This window comes from Roseivirga pacifica, from assembly GCF_900111145.1.
Lineage (GTDB): Bacteria > Bacteroidota > Bacteroidia > Cytophagales > Cyclobacteriaceae > Roseivirga > Roseivirga pacifica.
In genome coordinates, this window is the sequence record NZ_FOIR01000002.1 from 839,429 (window position 1) to 855,607 (window position 16,179).

A 16,179-nucleotide genomic window follows, 5' to 3' on the forward strand; every position below is an offset into this window, starting at 1 on the left:
GACTTGCAAAATGAAAAAGAACAACATCATATTAAGCTTTATTATCGCCTGCTTATTCATACTGCAAGCTTGCGAAGAAGACCTGCCAACAATGGCCAACTACAAAGATTACAGCTTTGCATCGGTAGACAGTGATGCCGGGTCATGGACCCCTGTCCTACTTTCATCGCCCGATAATATTGTCATTGCGGATCCACAGCCCACCAGTTCTGCCGCCTACCAAACGGAGCTCGAAGCTTTGAAGCAAGTGAGAAGCAGTCTGAGCGAAAGTCAAAAGAAGGCAATAGCCTACTGGACGAACAATCCAACTTTACGATGGAATGAGATTGCCCTGGAGTTAATCGCCAAGTACAACCTAATTCCCGGTCCTAATGAAGACGGCTCTTACACTTTGCCAAACCCAAACAATCCTGACGGTCCACCGCCATTTCCATTTGCTCACCCGCCTTATGCGGTGCGGGCCTTGGCCTATATGAGCGTGGCACAATATGACGGACTAATAGCTGCTTGGCATTACAAATACCAGTTTAACAGAGCCGAGCCTTCGGAAGTGGATCCGAGCATTTCCCCAGACTATATTTCGAACAACATTCCTTCTTATCCATCGGATGGTGCTGTGGTGGCACAAGCATCCAAAGAAGTACTCAAAGCTATGTTTCCGCTGGAAGCTGATTACTTGGAAGAAATGGCCAACCAACACTTGAATAGCCTAATGTGGGCTGGCGTAAATGTGCAAAGTGACTTAGATGCAGGCAAAATAATCGGTCAAGAAGTAGCCAGTATTGCTCTAAGCAGAGCGGCCAATGATAACATGTCAAAAGCACAACCCAACAAAGCTGTTTCCGACTCCATTAAAGCATCTGCCTACGATAGGTTTGGCTGGCAGTGGGAAAATCTGGAGTCGCCAGTAAGACCGGTTGGCCTAACCCCGCTCTACAGCCAAGTGGATATGTGGTATGTACCAACGCTTGAAGAGGTGCGACCTATCGCTCCTCCAGGAATGGACTCACCAGAACTGGCAGCCGACATTAAAAAGCTGGTAGACATAGCCGACAATGTAACTGAAGAACAACGGGCAATTGCCAATTATTGGCAAGATGGATTAGGTACTTACACCCCTCCTGGCCACTGGAACAAAATTGCCATCGATCATTTGATTGCGTACGGGCAAAACCCAATACGAAGTGCGCGCACATTGGCGTACCTAAACATTGCCATGATGGATGCTGGCATTAGCTGCTGGGACGCCAAGTATTACTATCACTATCCACGTCCTATTCAGCTTATTCCAAACTTTAAAACTATTGCCGGAACGCCAAACTTCCCAAGCTACACATCGGGGCACAGCGTGTTTTCTGCTGCTGGTGCCGAAGTGCTGAGCTATGTATTTCCACAAGACGCACAGAAATTCAGAGAATGGGCATTGGAGGCCGCAGTTTCACGCGTTTATGGAGGCATTCACTGGACATTCGATGCAGAAGTTGGCACCACACAAGGCATTCAGGTAGCCAGCTACACCATTCAGGCGGCCCAAAACGATGGAGCCAACTAAAACTATACAATCATGAAAAACACATTTTTTAAACTTCTATTTGTGCTAACCCTGACGAATCCATTTTTATCGATTGGTCAGGACACTTTTTCCATCAAGGGGAAGGTCATTGCCGATAATGACCTTCAGCCCTTGGTTGGAGCATTGATTTTTACTCCGCTACAAGAAGGTGGCATTGCCGATGACAAAGGGAATTTCAACTTCACCCTGAAAAGTGAAACCGAATCTGTGACCATTTCCTTTCTGGGCTACGCTTCTCAAACCTTTGAGCTAAACGGCCAAGACAAAGACTTCGGTACTATTACCCTTGCTTTAAAACCAACGAGTTTAAGCGAGATCATTATTACCGGATCGGCCGATCATTCGGTGGATAATTTTGAAGGATCGAGCTATTTGCTGGATAAGAAAACACTTGAACTGAGCAACCCGCTCAATACTGAAGAGTTACTCCGTATTGTTCCCGGGGTGAATATTGTGGGCGATATGGGGCTTTCAAACCGCCCAAATATCAGCATTCGCGGTTCTTGGGGCCGCAGATCGAAGAAGATATTTTTGATGGAAGACGGCACTCCAGCCGCCCCTGCCCCATACATTGCTCCAGGTGCTTATTATAATCCGGTGAGCGACAGAGTGCAAGCCATTGAAGTGTACAAAGGCGCAGATATGCTGCGCTACGGACCGAACAATATGTTTGGTGGCGTAAACTACATTACCGCACTTCCTCCTCAAAAACCAGAGCTTAGATTGAAACTAGTTGGCGGCCAACGCAACTACACCACTGGGCTATTCTCTTATGGAGGCACCTGGAATAACCTTGGCGCCTTGGTGGAAGCCGTGTACAAAAAGTTTGATGGCTTTACCGATAATTCATCGGTTGAAGTACTGAATTTGAATGCCAAGATTTTCGCGGAGCTATCCAAAAAACAATCGCTGTACTTTAAGATCAGCGGCCAGTATGAAGACAACCAAGCCTCGCTAAGTGCTATTACGCCATTTACTTTTGATGCTGACCCAACGCAAAATCCGTTTGATGCCGACCGATTTACCATGCGCAGATACGGCCTGGACATTGTGCACAAATGGGTGCCAAATACCTCGACCAGCCTTACCTCTAAGATTTACGCGACCGACTTTGAAAGAGACTGGTGGCGACAAGTAAACACCGTAATAAAAGCCGAAGATGTGCGCGCTTATGTAGGCGAACAGATCTACCAAAACCGCTATAGCTACTTAGATGGACAAAGCTTTGGTGAGGATGACTATGTACGTGTAGGCCGAATTATTGATGGCAAAGAAAGTACCACCGACAGTCGCTGGATATTTACAGTAAGTGGTTTTAAAGAGCAATTCAATTTTAATTACGGTAGCGCCAACCAGCATGAGTTGGAGGCCTCTTTTAAACTGCACCAAGAAAGCTACAACAACCGCTACTTGCGAGCCGACAGCTCTCGCTGGGCACGTAGCGGCAACCCAGCCACCGACCAAGAGTTCAAACTATGGTCTGCTTCTGGTTATGTGCGCAACCAATTCAACCTTGACAAATGGGCTGTAACGCCAATTTTGCGCATAGAATATGTAGACATGAGCCGCCAAGACCTGTTGGCGCAGGCCGCAGACCCTAACACCCAAAGTGCTGATGCATACACGATTAACAACAATTACACCATCGCTCTGCCCGGAGTAACTGTGGACTACAAACATGGGCAACACAAGCTGTTCAGTAGTGTTTACAGAGGCTTTGTTGCACCGTCCAAAGTCTTCGGATTTTTTGTGGAGCGAAATGGTGTATTGGTTACGCCAGATGAAGGATCGACACTGAATATTGACCCTGAATTGAGTGTGAATGTAGAAGTTGGCTGGCAAGGGGCGCTAATTCCTCAAACCTTGCAAGGTCAGCTTACCTACTTTAACAATTCCATTGAAAACTTTGTGGCTGCCGGAGAAAACGAGCTCTTCAGAAAGCCGGGTAAAGTGAATATTCAAGGCGTTGAAGCCTCGTTTATTACACAACTGCTGCCTGAAAATGCAGCAAGCCAACTAACGCTTGACGTTAACGGAACATTTATGTGGACCAAAGTGAACGATGGCGCGATGGAAGACAGAGACCTTTTTGGGCCAGTAGTGCACTCCGCTGCTTCGCGCAATGAGTTTATTGAAAAAGTGAACGCCAACCGCGCTGCCTACCAACTGTTTGACGCTAACGGACAGGAAATTACCAGCCAAACAATTGATGAAACCACCTTCCAAAATATTAGCCGATCCATTATCAATTTTGGTGATGGCCGAGTGGAAAACGCCAAAGTGCCTTACACGCCCGAGTACAATATTAGCGGCAGGCTCAATTACAAAGTAGGCAGACTATCCGTTGGGCTAACCGGTAATTTTGTGGGTGAGCAGTACACCGAGTTTGCCAATTTTGAAGCCGAGTCTGCCGATGGCGCGCTGGGCAAACTACCAGCCTACTTCAATATGGATGTGCAAATGAATTATGAGTTTAAAGTAAAGGGCTTTAACAAGTTTAGCGCCTTTATCAATGCCAAGAATATTACCAATGAGGTTTACCGTGCATCGCGGCTTAACAGGGCCAATTCGGGCATTTTCCCGGGTGGTTTTAGGCAAAACATTGTAGGCCTAAACCTCACTTTATAGAGTATACAATCGCAATCATTTTAATATTACAATCGACTAAGGTCGCCCTGAGAAGCAGGGCGGCCTTTTTTATGTTTAAAAGCAGTATTAACTACATAAAAACGCGGTATAATGACACTTTTTTGTTATTTATATAGATTATGTAATTAGTTTACATTAGGGAAAATTCCTACAGGTTACAATGAAGCCACATAAACTCCATAATCCTCTTGAAGGCTTTGATTTTGAACTTCTGAACGCCCCAGAATTTAAGGAAGATTCGGTGCGTGAAGAAATTATTGTACCTATAATCAAAGAACTAGGGTATTCAGCACAGAAACCCAATCAAATAATTAGAAGTCGTAATTTACTACATCCATATGTTGCAATCGGCTCTAAACGAAAGGAGATTTATATAATCCCAGACTACCTCTTTGAAGTTGATGGGAAACCAGCATGGATACTTGACGCAAAATCTCCTAAAGAGGCAATTACCAAATCAAAGCACGTTGAACAAGCCTACTCATATGCTATTCACCCTGAAGTAAGGGTGAAGTTTTTTGCTCTTTGCAACGGTAAAGAATTTGCGCTTTATAACATTGAACAAATTGAGCCACTTCTACTATTCAAAATGGAGACTTTGCCACTCTATTTGGGTGACGTTAAAAGATTTCTTTCTCCTTCAACAGTATTTGACCAAAGTCAACTGGTGTTTAAGAAAGATCTAGGATTGCACTTGAAGAGATTGGGTTTTGACCAATTCGAAAGTTTAATGTTTCCAAATGTACCAATAACTCAAATTGGCCAGTTGGATCCTGATCTTTTCACATTGGCCGGTGCGGTGAAGGACAATGGAGAATCTTATGTTGTGTCATTTGATTTTGGACAAGACGCATTTAATCAATTAATCACATTTATTCCAGAAGAAGCGGTTAACAAACTCAATGTACGGAACAATCAATTTAGACAAGCTATCAGCTTTACAAATCAAACTTTCTTAGTTAACGTAGAATCTATCATTGGCGATAAACTTGAGGAAAATGACAAAGAGATATTCTTACCATTATGGGTGAAGAACTTTTTATCTGACGAGCAACTCGCACAGAAAATAAATGAATTTCGCTAATCGAGTAGCCCGCCCACTAGCAAACACTAATAAGGAGAGGCTCTCACATCACTCAGCGTACGGTTCTTCCCGTATGAAGTACTGGACTAGTTCGAAAAGCATAATCAAGCGCTCTTTTCACCGCTACTTTTAAGATAAGGCTACACGAAGGCACCTTGGGAATTTTCACCTTACATTTAGTCCTTCATTGACATGTGAGAACTCCATTAGCTATATTTACCATATAAGGCACACACAAAACCTACATGTCATGTCCAACAAGAAAGTGCGCGTAGCAAAACTCTATAGATAACATTACAAAGTGAAAAGCGAGTTACATGCATCTATTTTCATTCCATCAAATACCATTGACTGGAAACCAAATTCTTCGAAAATGCTATTCGGAGGTATTGTACTACTAATAGCTTTCGGTGGTGCTCATTACTTTCTTGATATCAATACTTTGTTAGGCATAATAATCGCCTTTGTCTTATGGTTAATAGGAGCAATTTGGGGTTTATCGGAGAGACAAATACCAAATGGGGATTTTAAAGGTCAACTTTTCATTTCTGAAGACTCAATAAAAATCAATCAAAAAACATACACCTGGACAGAAGTCAACAACTTTTCTTTTAAGCTTCTTCATTTTTTAGGTCAAGAGCTTCATTCATCCACAATCGAATACTTTCGTTTCCCTACAGGTGGGCCGGCTTATTCTGCAGGCATTGACAATTACATCTACTTTACGAGTAGAAATGAAACTATTAAAGTGTTTTTTCGGATCGAATCACCAAAGCATAAAATAGACTTTTCAACCTTAATCAAAGAGTTGTATTTGAAAGATCGAATTAGTCTTGAAAAAGCTTACAATGGATTAAACCTGCCTTACGAGGAAATACAAAAACTTAAAAAGCTTAAGGTGGAGGTTAAAAGGCAAATTAGCAACTAAATTCCAATCAAGGCCTCACTTTGAGTGAGACCTTGAATAAAAAGCCCACCACTTTCTCAATCCTCTTTTTGCTATTCTATTTTGAAAGGATATGCTAATTTCACCGAAAATTCACGACTATGAGTAAAGTAAACTGGCAGACTGTAAAAGAATACGAAGACATTACTTACAAGAAATCGGGAGATGGTGTGGCGCGCATCGCCTTTAACCGTCCTGAGGTACGCAACGCTTTCCGTCCTAAAACGGTTGGTGAGCTATTCGAAGCGCTTTTAGATGCCAGAGAAGACACTTCTATCGGTGTGGTTTTACTTTCAGGCGAAGGCCCTTCTCCTAAAGATGGCGGCTGGGCATTCTGCAGCGGTGGCGATCAAAATGCACGCGGCCACCAAGGCTATGTAGATGATGACGGCATGCCGCGCCTTAACATTCTAGAAGTACAACGCCTAATCCGCTTTATGCCTAAAGTGGTCATTTGTGTGGCTCCGGGTTGGGCCGTTGGTGGCGGACACAGCTTGCACACCGTTTGCGACCTTACGCTAGCCAGTAAAGAGCACGCCATCTTCAAACAAACCGATGCTGATGTAACCAGCTTTGATGGTGGTTATGGCTCGGCTTATTTAGCTAAAATGGTGGGGCAGAAACGTGCCAGAGAGATATTCTTCTTGGGTAGAAACTATTCGGCACAAGAGGCTTTCGAAATGGGCATGGTAAACGCGGTTATCCCTCACGATGAGCTAGAAGACACTGCCTACGACTGGGCACAGGAAATTCTAGCCAAGTCCCCTACTTCCATTAAAATGCTCAAGTTCGCATTTAACGCTACAGACGATGGCATGGTGGGTCAGCAGGTATTTGCCGGTGAAGCCACGCGCCTAGCTTACATGACAGACGAAGCCAAGGAAGGCCGAAATGCTTTCCTAGAAAAGCGTAAACCTAACTTCAAGGACATTAAGTGGATTCCTTAATTGGTTGATTGGGAAATTGGTCATTGGTGGATTAGTTATCGGTTATTCGTTAATCGGTGAGCAGGGGTTTCAGTTCGTTGTTCAAAGTCAGAGAGCCGCGAAAGCCCTTTTTACCGTCATTCTGAGAAAGTTCATAAGCCAATAAGGCGAATGAACGACCGAAAGAATCTCCAACAGATTGCACCGTAATTGGTCATGAGTATACCAGCTAAACAGAAATTAGGAGCATCCCATTAGGGAATGAGGGTGAAGTGGTTGATTGGGAAATTAGTCATTAGTGGATTTGTTATCCGTTAATCGGTTAAACAGAAATTAGGAGCATCACTTTAGGGACTGAGGGTGAAGTGGTTGATTGGGAAATTGGTCACTGGTGATTAGTTATCGGTTATTCGTTAATCGGGGAACGGGGTTTCAGTCATGGTTCAAAGTTCATAGCTAGGAAACCGCGAAAGCCCTTTTTACCGTCATTCTGAGGAAGTTCATAAGCCAACAAGGCTAATGAACGACCGAAAGAATCTCCAACAGATTGCACCGTAATTGGTTATCGGTATACCAGTTAAACAGAAATCAGGAGCATCCCTTTAGGAACTGAGGGTTAACTAGTTGATTGGTCACTGGTCATTAGTGGATTAGTTATCGGTTATCCGTTAATCGGTGAGCATGGGCTTAATGTCGATTACAAATCTACCTTCCACACATCCTTGTTAAAAACGATGATGAGACCTCCTCATACCGCCAGCTTTAGTGTCCTCACCAAAGCGACCATGCACAAATTGTTTACAAAACAGAAAAGGGCACTTCAATTTATTTTGAAGTGCCCTTTTTATAAAAGTCCTAAGCAATTTACATCGCTACTTTTACGCTGGCGTTCGCGCCAACCTCTCGTGCTTTGTCAAACACGTAAAGCTTTAATGCCTCCGCAGATTCGTTAGAAATTTCTACTTCTCCTTTTCTCGCAGCAATGGTCAGGTTTCTCTCTCTAAACTTAATTTTGAAAGAATAACCATCCCAATGGTCTGGCAAGAATGGGTTAAAGTAAAGCTCTCCGTTTCTTACACGCATACCCGCAAAACCCTTCGCGAAGGACATCCAAGTACCGGCCATTGAAGTAGTGTGACAACCATCTTCTGTGTCGTTATTGTAATCGTCCAAATCGAGCCTAGCAGTACGCAAGTACATTTCGTAGGCCTTCTCTTTTCTACCCAACTTAGCAGCCAAAATAGAGTGCACACATGGCGAAAGCGATGATTCATGCACCGTCATTGGTTCATAGAAATCGAAGTTGCGCTCTATGGTTTCCAGGTCGTACTCATCTTCGAACAAGTAAATTCCCTGTAGCGTATCGGCTTGTTTGATAAAGCAAGAGCGTAGAATTCTATCCCAAGACCAGTTTTGGTTGATTGGTCTTTCACCTGCTGCAATATCACCTACTGGCATCAAATCCTTGTCTAAGAAACCATCTTGCTGAAGGAATACGCCTTTTTCTTCATCGTAACCCAGGTACATGTTCTCGAGAATATCTTCCCACTTCTCAGTTTCCTCGGCTCCTTTAAAGTTCAACTTTTGTAGCAGCGCATTCAGCTTGTCGGTTCCTTCGTATTTGGCCAAACCTTCCAAAGTATACTCTAGCGTCCACAAGGCCATTTTAGAAGTATACCAGTTGTTGTTTACGTTGTTTTCGTACTCATTTGGTCCGGTAACCCCGTGCATAACATACTGGCCTTTATTCTTCGACCAGTGTACACGCTGCGCCCAGAAACGAGAGATTGCGATCAGTACTTCCAACCCATAATCGATCAGGTAATCCTCATCACCATGATAATTGATGTAGTCGAAAATGGCGTATGCAATAGCACCATTTCTATGAATTTCTTCGAAGGTGATTTCCCACTCGTTGTGGCACTCTTCGCCATTCATGGTTACCATTGGGTAAAGTGCCGCACCATTCTTAAAGCCTAGCTTTTCAGCATTTTCGATGGCTTTTTGTAAATGCTTGTAGCGGTAAAGCACCAAGTTTTTAGCTACTTCTTGGTCTGATGTAGCCAAGTAGAATGCCAGGCAGTATGCCTCGGTATCCCAATAAGTACTACCACCATATTTCTCACCTGTAAAGCCTTTAGGGCCAATGTTCAGTCTTTCATCCTCACCAGTGTAGGTTTGGTTAAGCTGGAATATATTGAAGCGAATTCCCTGCTGTGCAGATACATCGCCTTCGATTATAATATCACTTTTTTCCCACTTGCTGGCCCAAGCATCTTTGTGTTCTTGAAGCAAAGCATCGAAACCCGCAGTTACAGCACCTTCCACCTCTTGCTTACACACATTCACCAATTCGTTCTTGTCAAAATACATTGACGAAATGTTGGCTGCGTACTTATAAATTGTGAAAGACTTACCCTCTTCGATGGTTCCGGTTTCGGTTACTTCCACGTATTTTTCGCGCTCTACCGCACTTTTAGCCGACTGTGTCCATGCGCCTTCAATGGAAAACTCCATTCCAGTAGCTACCCAAAAGTCAGTTTTCTTGGTGCTGGCCAATACGTACGAAAACTCAAGATCAGCCTCTTTTTCCTGCTCTACCCAGAATTTTTCATCGTAGTTAGAGTCGGCATTCATCACATCAAAATCTACGTAAGGCGTTACTTGTGCTTCGCCTGAGAAGTTGAGCGGTGTAACCGTGTAGGCAATAGCGCCAACCTTGGTTCGGGCCATGCTGCAGAACCTTGTCGCTTCTACTTTTACCTTGTTGCCGGAAGGAAGTTTGGCCTCAAAGCTACGCTTTAGCCAGCCTTCTTTCATGTTAAGCTCTCTGCGAAAGTTCGAAACTTCAGCAGTAGCTAAGTCTAGTTCTTCACCAGCTAGGTTAATGTTAATGCCTACCCAGTTGGCTGCATTTAACACTTTAGCGAAATACTCAGGATACCCATTCTTCCACCAGCCTACACGGGTTTTATCAGGGTAATAAACACCAGCAACATAGTTACCCAACAGGGTTTCGCCAGAGTATTTTTCCTCGAAGTTGGCGCGCTGGCCAAACATTCCGTTGCCTAAACTGAAGATACTTTCAGATATCTGATTGTACTCAGGTACAAAGCCTTCCTCGATAATCGACCAAGGATCGTGCTTAATGTAATTCTTCATTTGCTATAGCGTTAAAGGTCTCAAGTGTCATATGTGTCATGTCGGCAATCACCAGATCCGCCTCATGCAATATTGCTGGGTCGCCCACACCAATGCATTTCATACCGCCTCTTTTGGCAGCTTCCACACCAGAAATGGCGTCTTCAAAAACCACGCATTCGGCAGGTGCTACACCAAGTGCCTCCGCCCCTTTCAAAAACACTTCAGGGTCTGGTTTAGAATGGGTCACTCCGTTGCCATCAACTATGGCCTCAAATTCGTTTTGCAACCCTACACACTTCAAAATTACTGGCGTGTTTTTGCTGGAAGAGCCAATGGCAATCTTCACCCCGTTATCTTTCAATAACTGAATAAAATCTGTTACTCCCGGCAGAATGTCCGCAGGCGTCATTTTCGAAATGATCTCTACATAAATATCATTCTTTCGTTGGGTCAATTCCAGAATCTCTTGTTCTGTTTTCGTTAAGTTTCCCATGGAAAGAATCTTCTTCATCGAATCGATTCTGCTCACCCCTTTCAGGTGCTCATTATCTTCTTCGTTAAAGGGTACGCCCAGTTCATCGGCAATCGATTTCCAGGCTACAAAGTGAGCTGGCACAGTGTCAACTATGACACCATCCAGGTCAAAAATGCATGCTTTGGTGTTGGCTATATTCATTTAAAATTTGGGTAATGCTCTCTCATCATCTCCTCAGTATTCGTAAGGCTTTTAAAAACCTCGAATGTCGTCCCTTGCGTGCGTTGTGCGCCCAATGCATTTGCATACATGGCTCCCAAAATAAAATTGTCTGCTCCATCCATCAGTCCGTAGGCCAAACCACCTGCAAACGAATCGCCACAGCCGGTAGTGTCTACCACGTTTTCCATAAAGATGGACGGAACAAACTCCTCTTTTAATTCGCCATTGGGTTTAGTAAACACCTTACACCCACTGGCATCTGTTGTTATTATTAGCGCCTTCGGCCCTCTATCCAGAATATAGTCTGCCATAGGGCGAAGGTGATCTTGCCCAATATCATCGAGCAAATCGGTCATTTCTTCTTCCTTATATTCATTTCTGAACCAGGTGCACCACGATTCTTCCAGGTTCATCTTTAACACATCGATATACGGCAGCCATAAGTCTCGGTCTACCCAAAACTTTTTGTGTCTGTTGCCACCAATGGTCATGGTATGGGTTGGCCCGTGCCCATCGAATATAATGGTGCCTTTGCTGTGCTCTTTCAGGTATTTAACTGTGTCGAGCACAATTTCATGATCAGTAATAGGCACAAAAACGAAAGCATCGCAATCCAGAAAAGGCGCCATATCACTTGGCATAATCGGATTCATAAATGCCGTTTGCTTCTCTTCTCTAAAATTCTGATCCAAGAACTTTAGCTTGATCACATCGCCACTATCCGCTTCATCAGAAACCCCTGCCATGTCTATGGCCTTGTAAGGCGCAAAGATTTCCTTTACAGCAGCCATGTCTTGCTTTCGAATATGAGAAACAGGATAAACCGTTCCATTTCCATTCATCAGTTGGGCCAAACCGATGGTAGGGTGCGTAATACAACCGTATTTTTCAATCACTTCGCCACGAAAAGTAGTGATGTGATCTCTTGGAATTGGGCCTACAACGGCAACTTTATAATGTTTACTCATATCCATTTCTAGCTAAAATATGTCCACATCATTAAAATAATGGCAATTAGAATAACTGTCAAAAGAATATCCAATCGACTGCCTTTTGCCTTTCCTTTGGTCTTTCTATCGTAAGTAAGGCCTTCTGTCTTCTCAGGTGCAGGTGGCGCTGTCATAAGCGAAACAATCACCAATATGGTAGCACAAACAACAAACAAGAGTGCAGCAAAATGTAAGAAGTTAATGGTGGCGAATGTATGCCAGAAGGTTCCTTCGGTTAGTCCAGCCTTATTCATTTCGAGTACAAACCTTAATGTTCCTAGTACAAAACCAGAAAGCAAGGCCGACATAGCGCCTTTGGCATTCAGTCTTTTAAAGAAAATACCCAATAGGAATACTGCTGCAATTGGTGGCGAAATGTACCCCTGAACACTTTGTAGGTAAACAAACAGTTGATCAGAAACATTGGCCATGAAAGGAATCCAAGCAATGCCTATTCCCACCATAATAACCGTGGCCACCTGACCTATAACTACCAATTTCTTTTCGCTCGTTTCAGGTTTCCAACGTTTGTATACGTCAATGGTAAATAAGGTAGAACAAGAGTTAAATACAGAGGAAAGGGAGCTCATTAGCGCTGCAAGCAAACCAGCTAACACTAAACCTCTCACCCCTGCCGGCACCATGTTCTTAACCATTACGATAAGCGCCTGATCGTTACTTTCTAATTCAAAATAGCCTTGCTGAGAAAGGCCATAGGCGATAATACCCGGCAATACGAATAGAAAAACCGGTAGCATTTTTAAGAAACCGCCAAAAATGGTTCCCTTTCGGGCTTGCTCAATATTTCTGGCCGAAAGTACACGCTGCACAATGTATTGATCGGTACACCAGTACCATAGCCCTAAGATTGGTGCGCCAAACAGAATACCCGTCCACGGAAAGTCCGGATGATCCATTGGCTGCCACATATCAAAGAAGCTATCGCCAACTGTGGCTTGTAGCTCTCCCCAACCGCCAAGCTTCGATAACCCAAAGAATGTAATAGCTACGGAACCGCCAATTAGTACAAACATTTGAATCATATCCGTATAAAGCACGGCCTTGAGCCCACCAAAAATGGTATAGATACCGGTGGCTACAACTATGATTATAGCCCCCGTCCAAAAAGGTACACCAATGGCTTCGAAAACGATTCCACCAGCGGCTATAGTTACAGAAATTTTAGTGAGTACATAGGCTACAATCGATATCCAAGAAAGATATGTTCTAGCGCCACTCGAGTATCTTTTCTCCAAGAATTCGGGCATTGTAAAAACACCGCTGCGTACATAGAAAGGGACAAAAACCCAACCTAAGAGCAGCAGCATAAAGCCGGCAATCACTTCGAACTGGCCTACTGCAACGCCCGAAGAAGCACCGCTACCAGCCAAGCCCACCAAGTGTTCCGAACCAATGTTCGAAGCGAAAAGTGAGGCGCCAATTACGAACCAGCCCACATTTTTTCCACCCAGAAAATAGTTTGAAGAAGAGGAGTTTACTTTTTCTTTAAAAGTTGCCCATGCAGCAATACCAAAAACAATCAGGAAATACCCAATGAGGAAAACGTAGTCTAAACTTACAAGATCTAGCATAAGATTTACTTAATGTTCAATCGGGTTACTCTGCCGCTGGCAATTCGAAGACCCGAACATAATCAATTTCATAACGGTTTGGAAAGATATCGTTTGCAACGCCATATTTCCCACCCCAGTCCCCTCCAACGGCTAGGTTCAGAATTAAATAGAAGGGCTGATCGAAGGGCCAATCGTCAGGGCCATTACCCGTGTTCTCGAAGGTGTGATAGTGTTCATCATCCATAAAAAAATCAATCTTATTGGCTGACCATTCAATGGCATAGACATGAAACTTATCTGAGATATCGGCAATCTGAATTGAATCGCCTTTTTGTGTGCCTTTTATATGGTTAAACGATTCTGTATGCACTGTTCCGTGCATATTGCCTTGGTCGTAGCCCACGTGCTCCATAATATCGATTTCGCCACTACGGGGCCAGCCGCCATAGCTGTTCTTGGTTGGCAACATCCAGATAGCAGGCCAATTGCCCTTACCGCTGGGAATTTTCGCTCTCACCTCTATCCTACCGTACTTCCAATCGCCTTTATGTTGGGTTACCAATTTGGCCGAAGTGTAGGCGCTATTCTTCATGGAGTCCTTTCTGGCAGTTATTACCAGCTTTCCATCCTCTAGCTTTACATTCTCGGGGTTATCCGTATAATACTGAAGTTCGTGGTTACCAAAACCACAGATTTGTGGGCAGCCATCTCCCACATAGGCCGTCCACTTAGATTCATCTAATGTGTCACCATCAAATTCATCTTGCCAAATGGGCTTGTTAGCATCCGTACAAGAAAACAGCCCAAACAAGGCTCCTGTCAAACATAAGCCTGTTAAATACTTAAAAGTCATAAAGTTGGTTTAGTTAATCAATGAGTCCTCCATTTCATTGTTACTAAGTCCACCTCTAAGCTACAAGAAATTATGGCTGAGCGGCACGCAAATCGTTACAAATTAACGGATGGAGGAAATCGTTTGCGAATGGTTTATGAGGCTTCACCTTTCCAAAAGTTCTAAACTTTTGGAAAGATAGTAAGCGAAAGTGTGGCTAAGGAAATTGAAGTACCAGACAAATGGCCAATAAAAAAGCCGAACGATCTTAACCGTTCAGCTTTTCTTCCTGACGATAGGCCAGTATATATTTCCTATTTATCTCGAAGAATCTCTAATGATTACACGAGAATCGAATTTCTGGTTTTTCTGGTGCGGAGGAATGTGACGGTTCTGAATCACCTTAAAAAGCAACTCTGCCGCAGCCTCGCCCATTTTAATTGGCTCGTGTGTTACACTCGTAAGGTTCGGCTCTACAATTTCACAAAGGTTACTATTTCCGAAACCAACAACCGACACATCTCTCGGAATATTGTAGCCCATTCTCTTCAGCTTTAGAATCGACTCTACCGCCAACTCATCACTAAACGTAAAGAGCGCATCTGGCATATTCTTAGGATCTTCGAACATTTTCTCGATAATGGCATCGTGCTTTTCGTCCGGATCGGTAAACACTACAAAGTCTTCATTTACCTCGTAATCATACGTTCTCAAAGCCTCAAGGTAACCTTCGTAGCGGCTTTTACTAATACCCAAAAGTCCCGGGCCACCAAGGTGTGCAATGCGCTTTCTACCACGCTTGATCAAATGCTCTACCGCCTGAAAACCTCCGGCAAAATCGTTCGCCTCTACGGTTGGCGTATCAAAACCCGGTGCAATCCTATCGAAGAACACGAAAGGCGTATCGTATGCCTCTAGCGTTTCAAGGTGCTCAAACACCTTTGTATCGCTAGCAATAGAAAGAATGATGCCTTCCACTTTACACGAAAGCAAAGACCTGATCTGGTCTATTTCGTTGTGGTAATCTTCATTCGATTGACATATGATAGAGTAATAACCGTGGTCGCTTACAATCTTTTGGATGCCATCGATTGCCGATGCAAAGAAGCTAGAGGTGATGTGGGGCACCAAAATACCAATGGAGTTGGAACGCTTTGTTCTTAACCCGGCAGCAATAAAATTGGCCTGGTATTTCATCTCCTTGGCCTTAGCAGCCACTTGCTTTTTAGTTTCCTCCGATATGTTCGGGTGATCGTTGAGCGCCCGAGAAACTGTGGATGGTGAAATCCGCAGTGCAGTTGCTATATCTTTAATCGTAACAGCCATAATTCTTATTTCGCTTTGGGTTGAGCATGTGTACCATCGCAGTAGGGAAATTTGTTGGATCTGCCACACCTGCAAAAGGACACCGTTTCATGGAAAACTTCTTCCTTGTTTCTATTCGTTACAGTAGCCCCGCCTCTAATAATCAATGGGCCACCGTGTATTAAATTTACTTGGGTTTCACTCCTATCCTCCTCTTTAAACTTAACTCCTTTTATAGAAAGGGCTTTTGAGGGGCAGTCGCGCACCAAGCCTACAATTGCTTCTGAAGAAGCAGCATCCATCGTTACCCATGGTCTTTTTTTGAGATCGAAAACCTCGGGCAATCCTCGCAAGCAAATACCAGAATGTATACAAGCCTGAGGCTTCCATACAACAGTGATTTCGCCATTCGAATATTCCTTAACTATGGGCTCTGTGGACACTTTTTACCGTTGTAAAA

General features: G+C 43.8%; 12 protein-coding genes. 5 read left to right on the forward strand and 7 right to left on the reverse strand.

Annotation, left to right across the window (positions count from 1 at the left end):
- Positions 1–10 precede the first annotated feature (10 nt).
- The 5 genes from BMW98_RS12445 to BMW98_RS12465 all read left to right on the forward strand — a co-directional run bounded on the left by BMW98_RS12445 (position 11) and on the right by BMW98_RS12465 (position 7,199).
- Positions 11–1,552, forward strand: coding sequence for a vanadium-dependent haloperoxidase (locus BMW98_RS12445; RefSeq protein WP_090258907.1), 1,542 nt, complete (start codon positions 11–13; stop codon positions 1,550–1,552).
- Between the two features lie 12 nt (positions 1,553–1,564).
- Positions 1,565–4,201, forward strand: a complete 2,637-nt coding sequence (locus BMW98_RS12450; RefSeq protein WP_090258908.1) for a carboxypeptidase-like regulatory domain-containing protein — start codon at positions 1,565–1,567, stop codon at positions 4,199–4,201.
- 181 nt (positions 4,202–4,382) lie between these two features.
- Positions 4,383–5,306 (forward strand): type I restriction enzyme HsdR N-terminal domain-containing protein, encoded by a 924-nt coding sequence (locus BMW98_RS12455; RefSeq protein WP_090258909.1) that lies wholly within the window; start codon positions 4,383–4,385, stop codon positions 5,304–5,306.
- A gap of 301 nt (positions 5,307–5,607) precedes the next feature.
- Positions 5,608–6,234: a hypothetical protein gene (locus BMW98_RS12460; RefSeq protein ID WP_121505262.1), complete on the forward strand. Its 627-nt coding sequence runs from the start codon at positions 5,608–5,610 to the stop codon at positions 6,232–6,234.
- A gap of 119 nt (positions 6,235–6,353) precedes the next feature.
- Positions 6,354–7,199, forward strand: a complete 846-nt coding sequence (locus BMW98_RS12465) for a 1,4-dihydroxy-2-naphthoyl-CoA synthase (RefSeq protein ID WP_090258911.1) — start codon at positions 6,354–6,356, stop codon at positions 7,197–7,199.
- A gap of 843 nt (positions 7,200–8,042) precedes the next feature.
- Here BMW98_RS12465 and BMW98_RS12470 read toward each other — a convergent pair.
- From BMW98_RS12470 to BMW98_RS12500, 7 genes are all read right to left on the reverse strand, one after another.
- Entirely contained in the window at positions 8,043–10,340 is a 2,298-nt protein-coding gene (locus BMW98_RS12470) for a glycoside hydrolase family 65 protein (RefSeq protein WP_090258912.1), read from the reverse strand.
- Positions 10,324–10,998, reverse strand: a complete 675-nt coding sequence (gene pgmB / locus BMW98_RS12475; protein ID WP_090258913.1) for a beta-phosphoglucomutase — start codon at positions 10,996–10,998, stop codon at positions 10,324–10,326. Before pgmB ends, BMW98_RS12470 begins: the two co-directional genes overlap by 17 nt.
- Positions 10,995–11,987, reverse strand: coding sequence for a carbohydrate kinase family protein (locus tag BMW98_RS12480; protein ID WP_090259457.1), 993 nt, complete (start codon positions 11,985–11,987; stop codon positions 10,995–10,997). The genes pgmB and BMW98_RS12480 overlap by 4 nt, the downstream gene beginning before the upstream one ends.
- An 8-nt stretch (positions 11,988–11,995) precedes the next feature.
- Positions 11,996–13,600 (reverse strand): sodium:solute symporter, encoded by a 1,605-nt coding sequence (locus tag BMW98_RS12485; protein WP_090258914.1) that lies wholly within the window; start codon positions 13,598–13,600, stop codon positions 11,996–11,998.
- A 25-nt stretch (positions 13,601–13,625) separates the two neighbouring features.
- On the reverse strand, positions 13,626–14,435 hold the full coding sequence (locus BMW98_RS12490; protein ID WP_090258915.1) for a glycoside hydrolase family 16 protein: 810 nt from the start codon (positions 14,433–14,435) through the stop codon (positions 13,626–13,628).
- A gap of 297 nt (positions 14,436–14,732) precedes the next feature.
- Positions 14,733–15,740 carry a LacI family DNA-binding transcriptional regulator gene (locus BMW98_RS12495; RefSeq protein WP_090258916.1) on the reverse strand — a complete coding sequence of 336 codons (1,008 nt, stop codon included), beginning with the start codon at positions 15,738–15,740 and terminating at the stop codon, positions 14,733–14,735.
- Positions 15,741–15,745: 5 nt separating this feature from the next.
- Positions 15,746–16,162: a (4Fe-4S)-binding protein gene (locus BMW98_RS12500; RefSeq protein ID WP_222843643.1), complete on the reverse strand. Its 417-nt coding sequence runs from the start codon at positions 16,160–16,162 to the stop codon at positions 15,746–15,748.
- Positions 16,163–16,179: the final 17 nt, after the last annotated feature.

What these genes read in the sequence shown, in the direction of transcription:
- BMW98_RS12495 (WP_090258916.1), bottom strand. Translation starts at nt 15,740, where the DNA reads ATGGCTGTTACGATTAAAGATATAGCAACTGCACTGCGGATTTCACCA.
- pgmB (WP_090258913.1), bottom strand. Translation starts at nt 10,998, where the DNA reads ATGAATATAGCCAACACCAAAGCATGCATTTTTGACCTGGATGGTGTC.
- BMW98_RS12485 (WP_090258914.1), bottom strand. Translation starts at nt 13,600, where the DNA reads ATGCTAGATCTTGTAAGTTTAGACTACGTTTTCCTCATTGGGTATTTC.
- BMW98_RS12465 (WP_090258911.1), top strand. Translation starts at nt 6,354, where the DNA reads ATGAGTAAAGTAAACTGGCAGACTGTAAAAGAATACGAAGACATTACT.
- BMW98_RS12480 (WP_090259457.1), bottom strand. Translation starts at nt 11,987, where the DNA reads ATGAGTAAACATTATAAAGTTGCCGTTGTAGGCCCAATTCCAAGAGAT.
- BMW98_RS12470 (WP_090258912.1), bottom strand. Translation starts at nt 10,340, where the DNA reads ATGAAGAATTACATTAAGCACGATCCTTGGTCGATTATCGAGGAAGGC.
- BMW98_RS12450 (WP_090258908.1), top strand. Translation starts at nt 1,565, where the DNA reads ATGAAAAACACATTTTTTAAACTTCTATTTGTGCTAACCCTGACGAAT.
- BMW98_RS12455 (WP_090258909.1), top strand. Translation starts at nt 4,383, where the DNA reads ATGAAGCCACATAAACTCCATAATCCTCTTGAAGGCTTTGATTTTGAA.
- BMW98_RS12445 (WP_090258907.1), top strand. Translation starts at nt 11, where the DNA reads ATGAAAAAGAACAACATCATATTAAGCTTTATTATCGCCTGCTTATTC.
- BMW98_RS12490 (WP_090258915.1), bottom strand. Translation starts at nt 14,435, where the DNA reads ATGACTTTTAAGTATTTAACAGGCTTATGTTTGACAGGAGCCTTGTTT.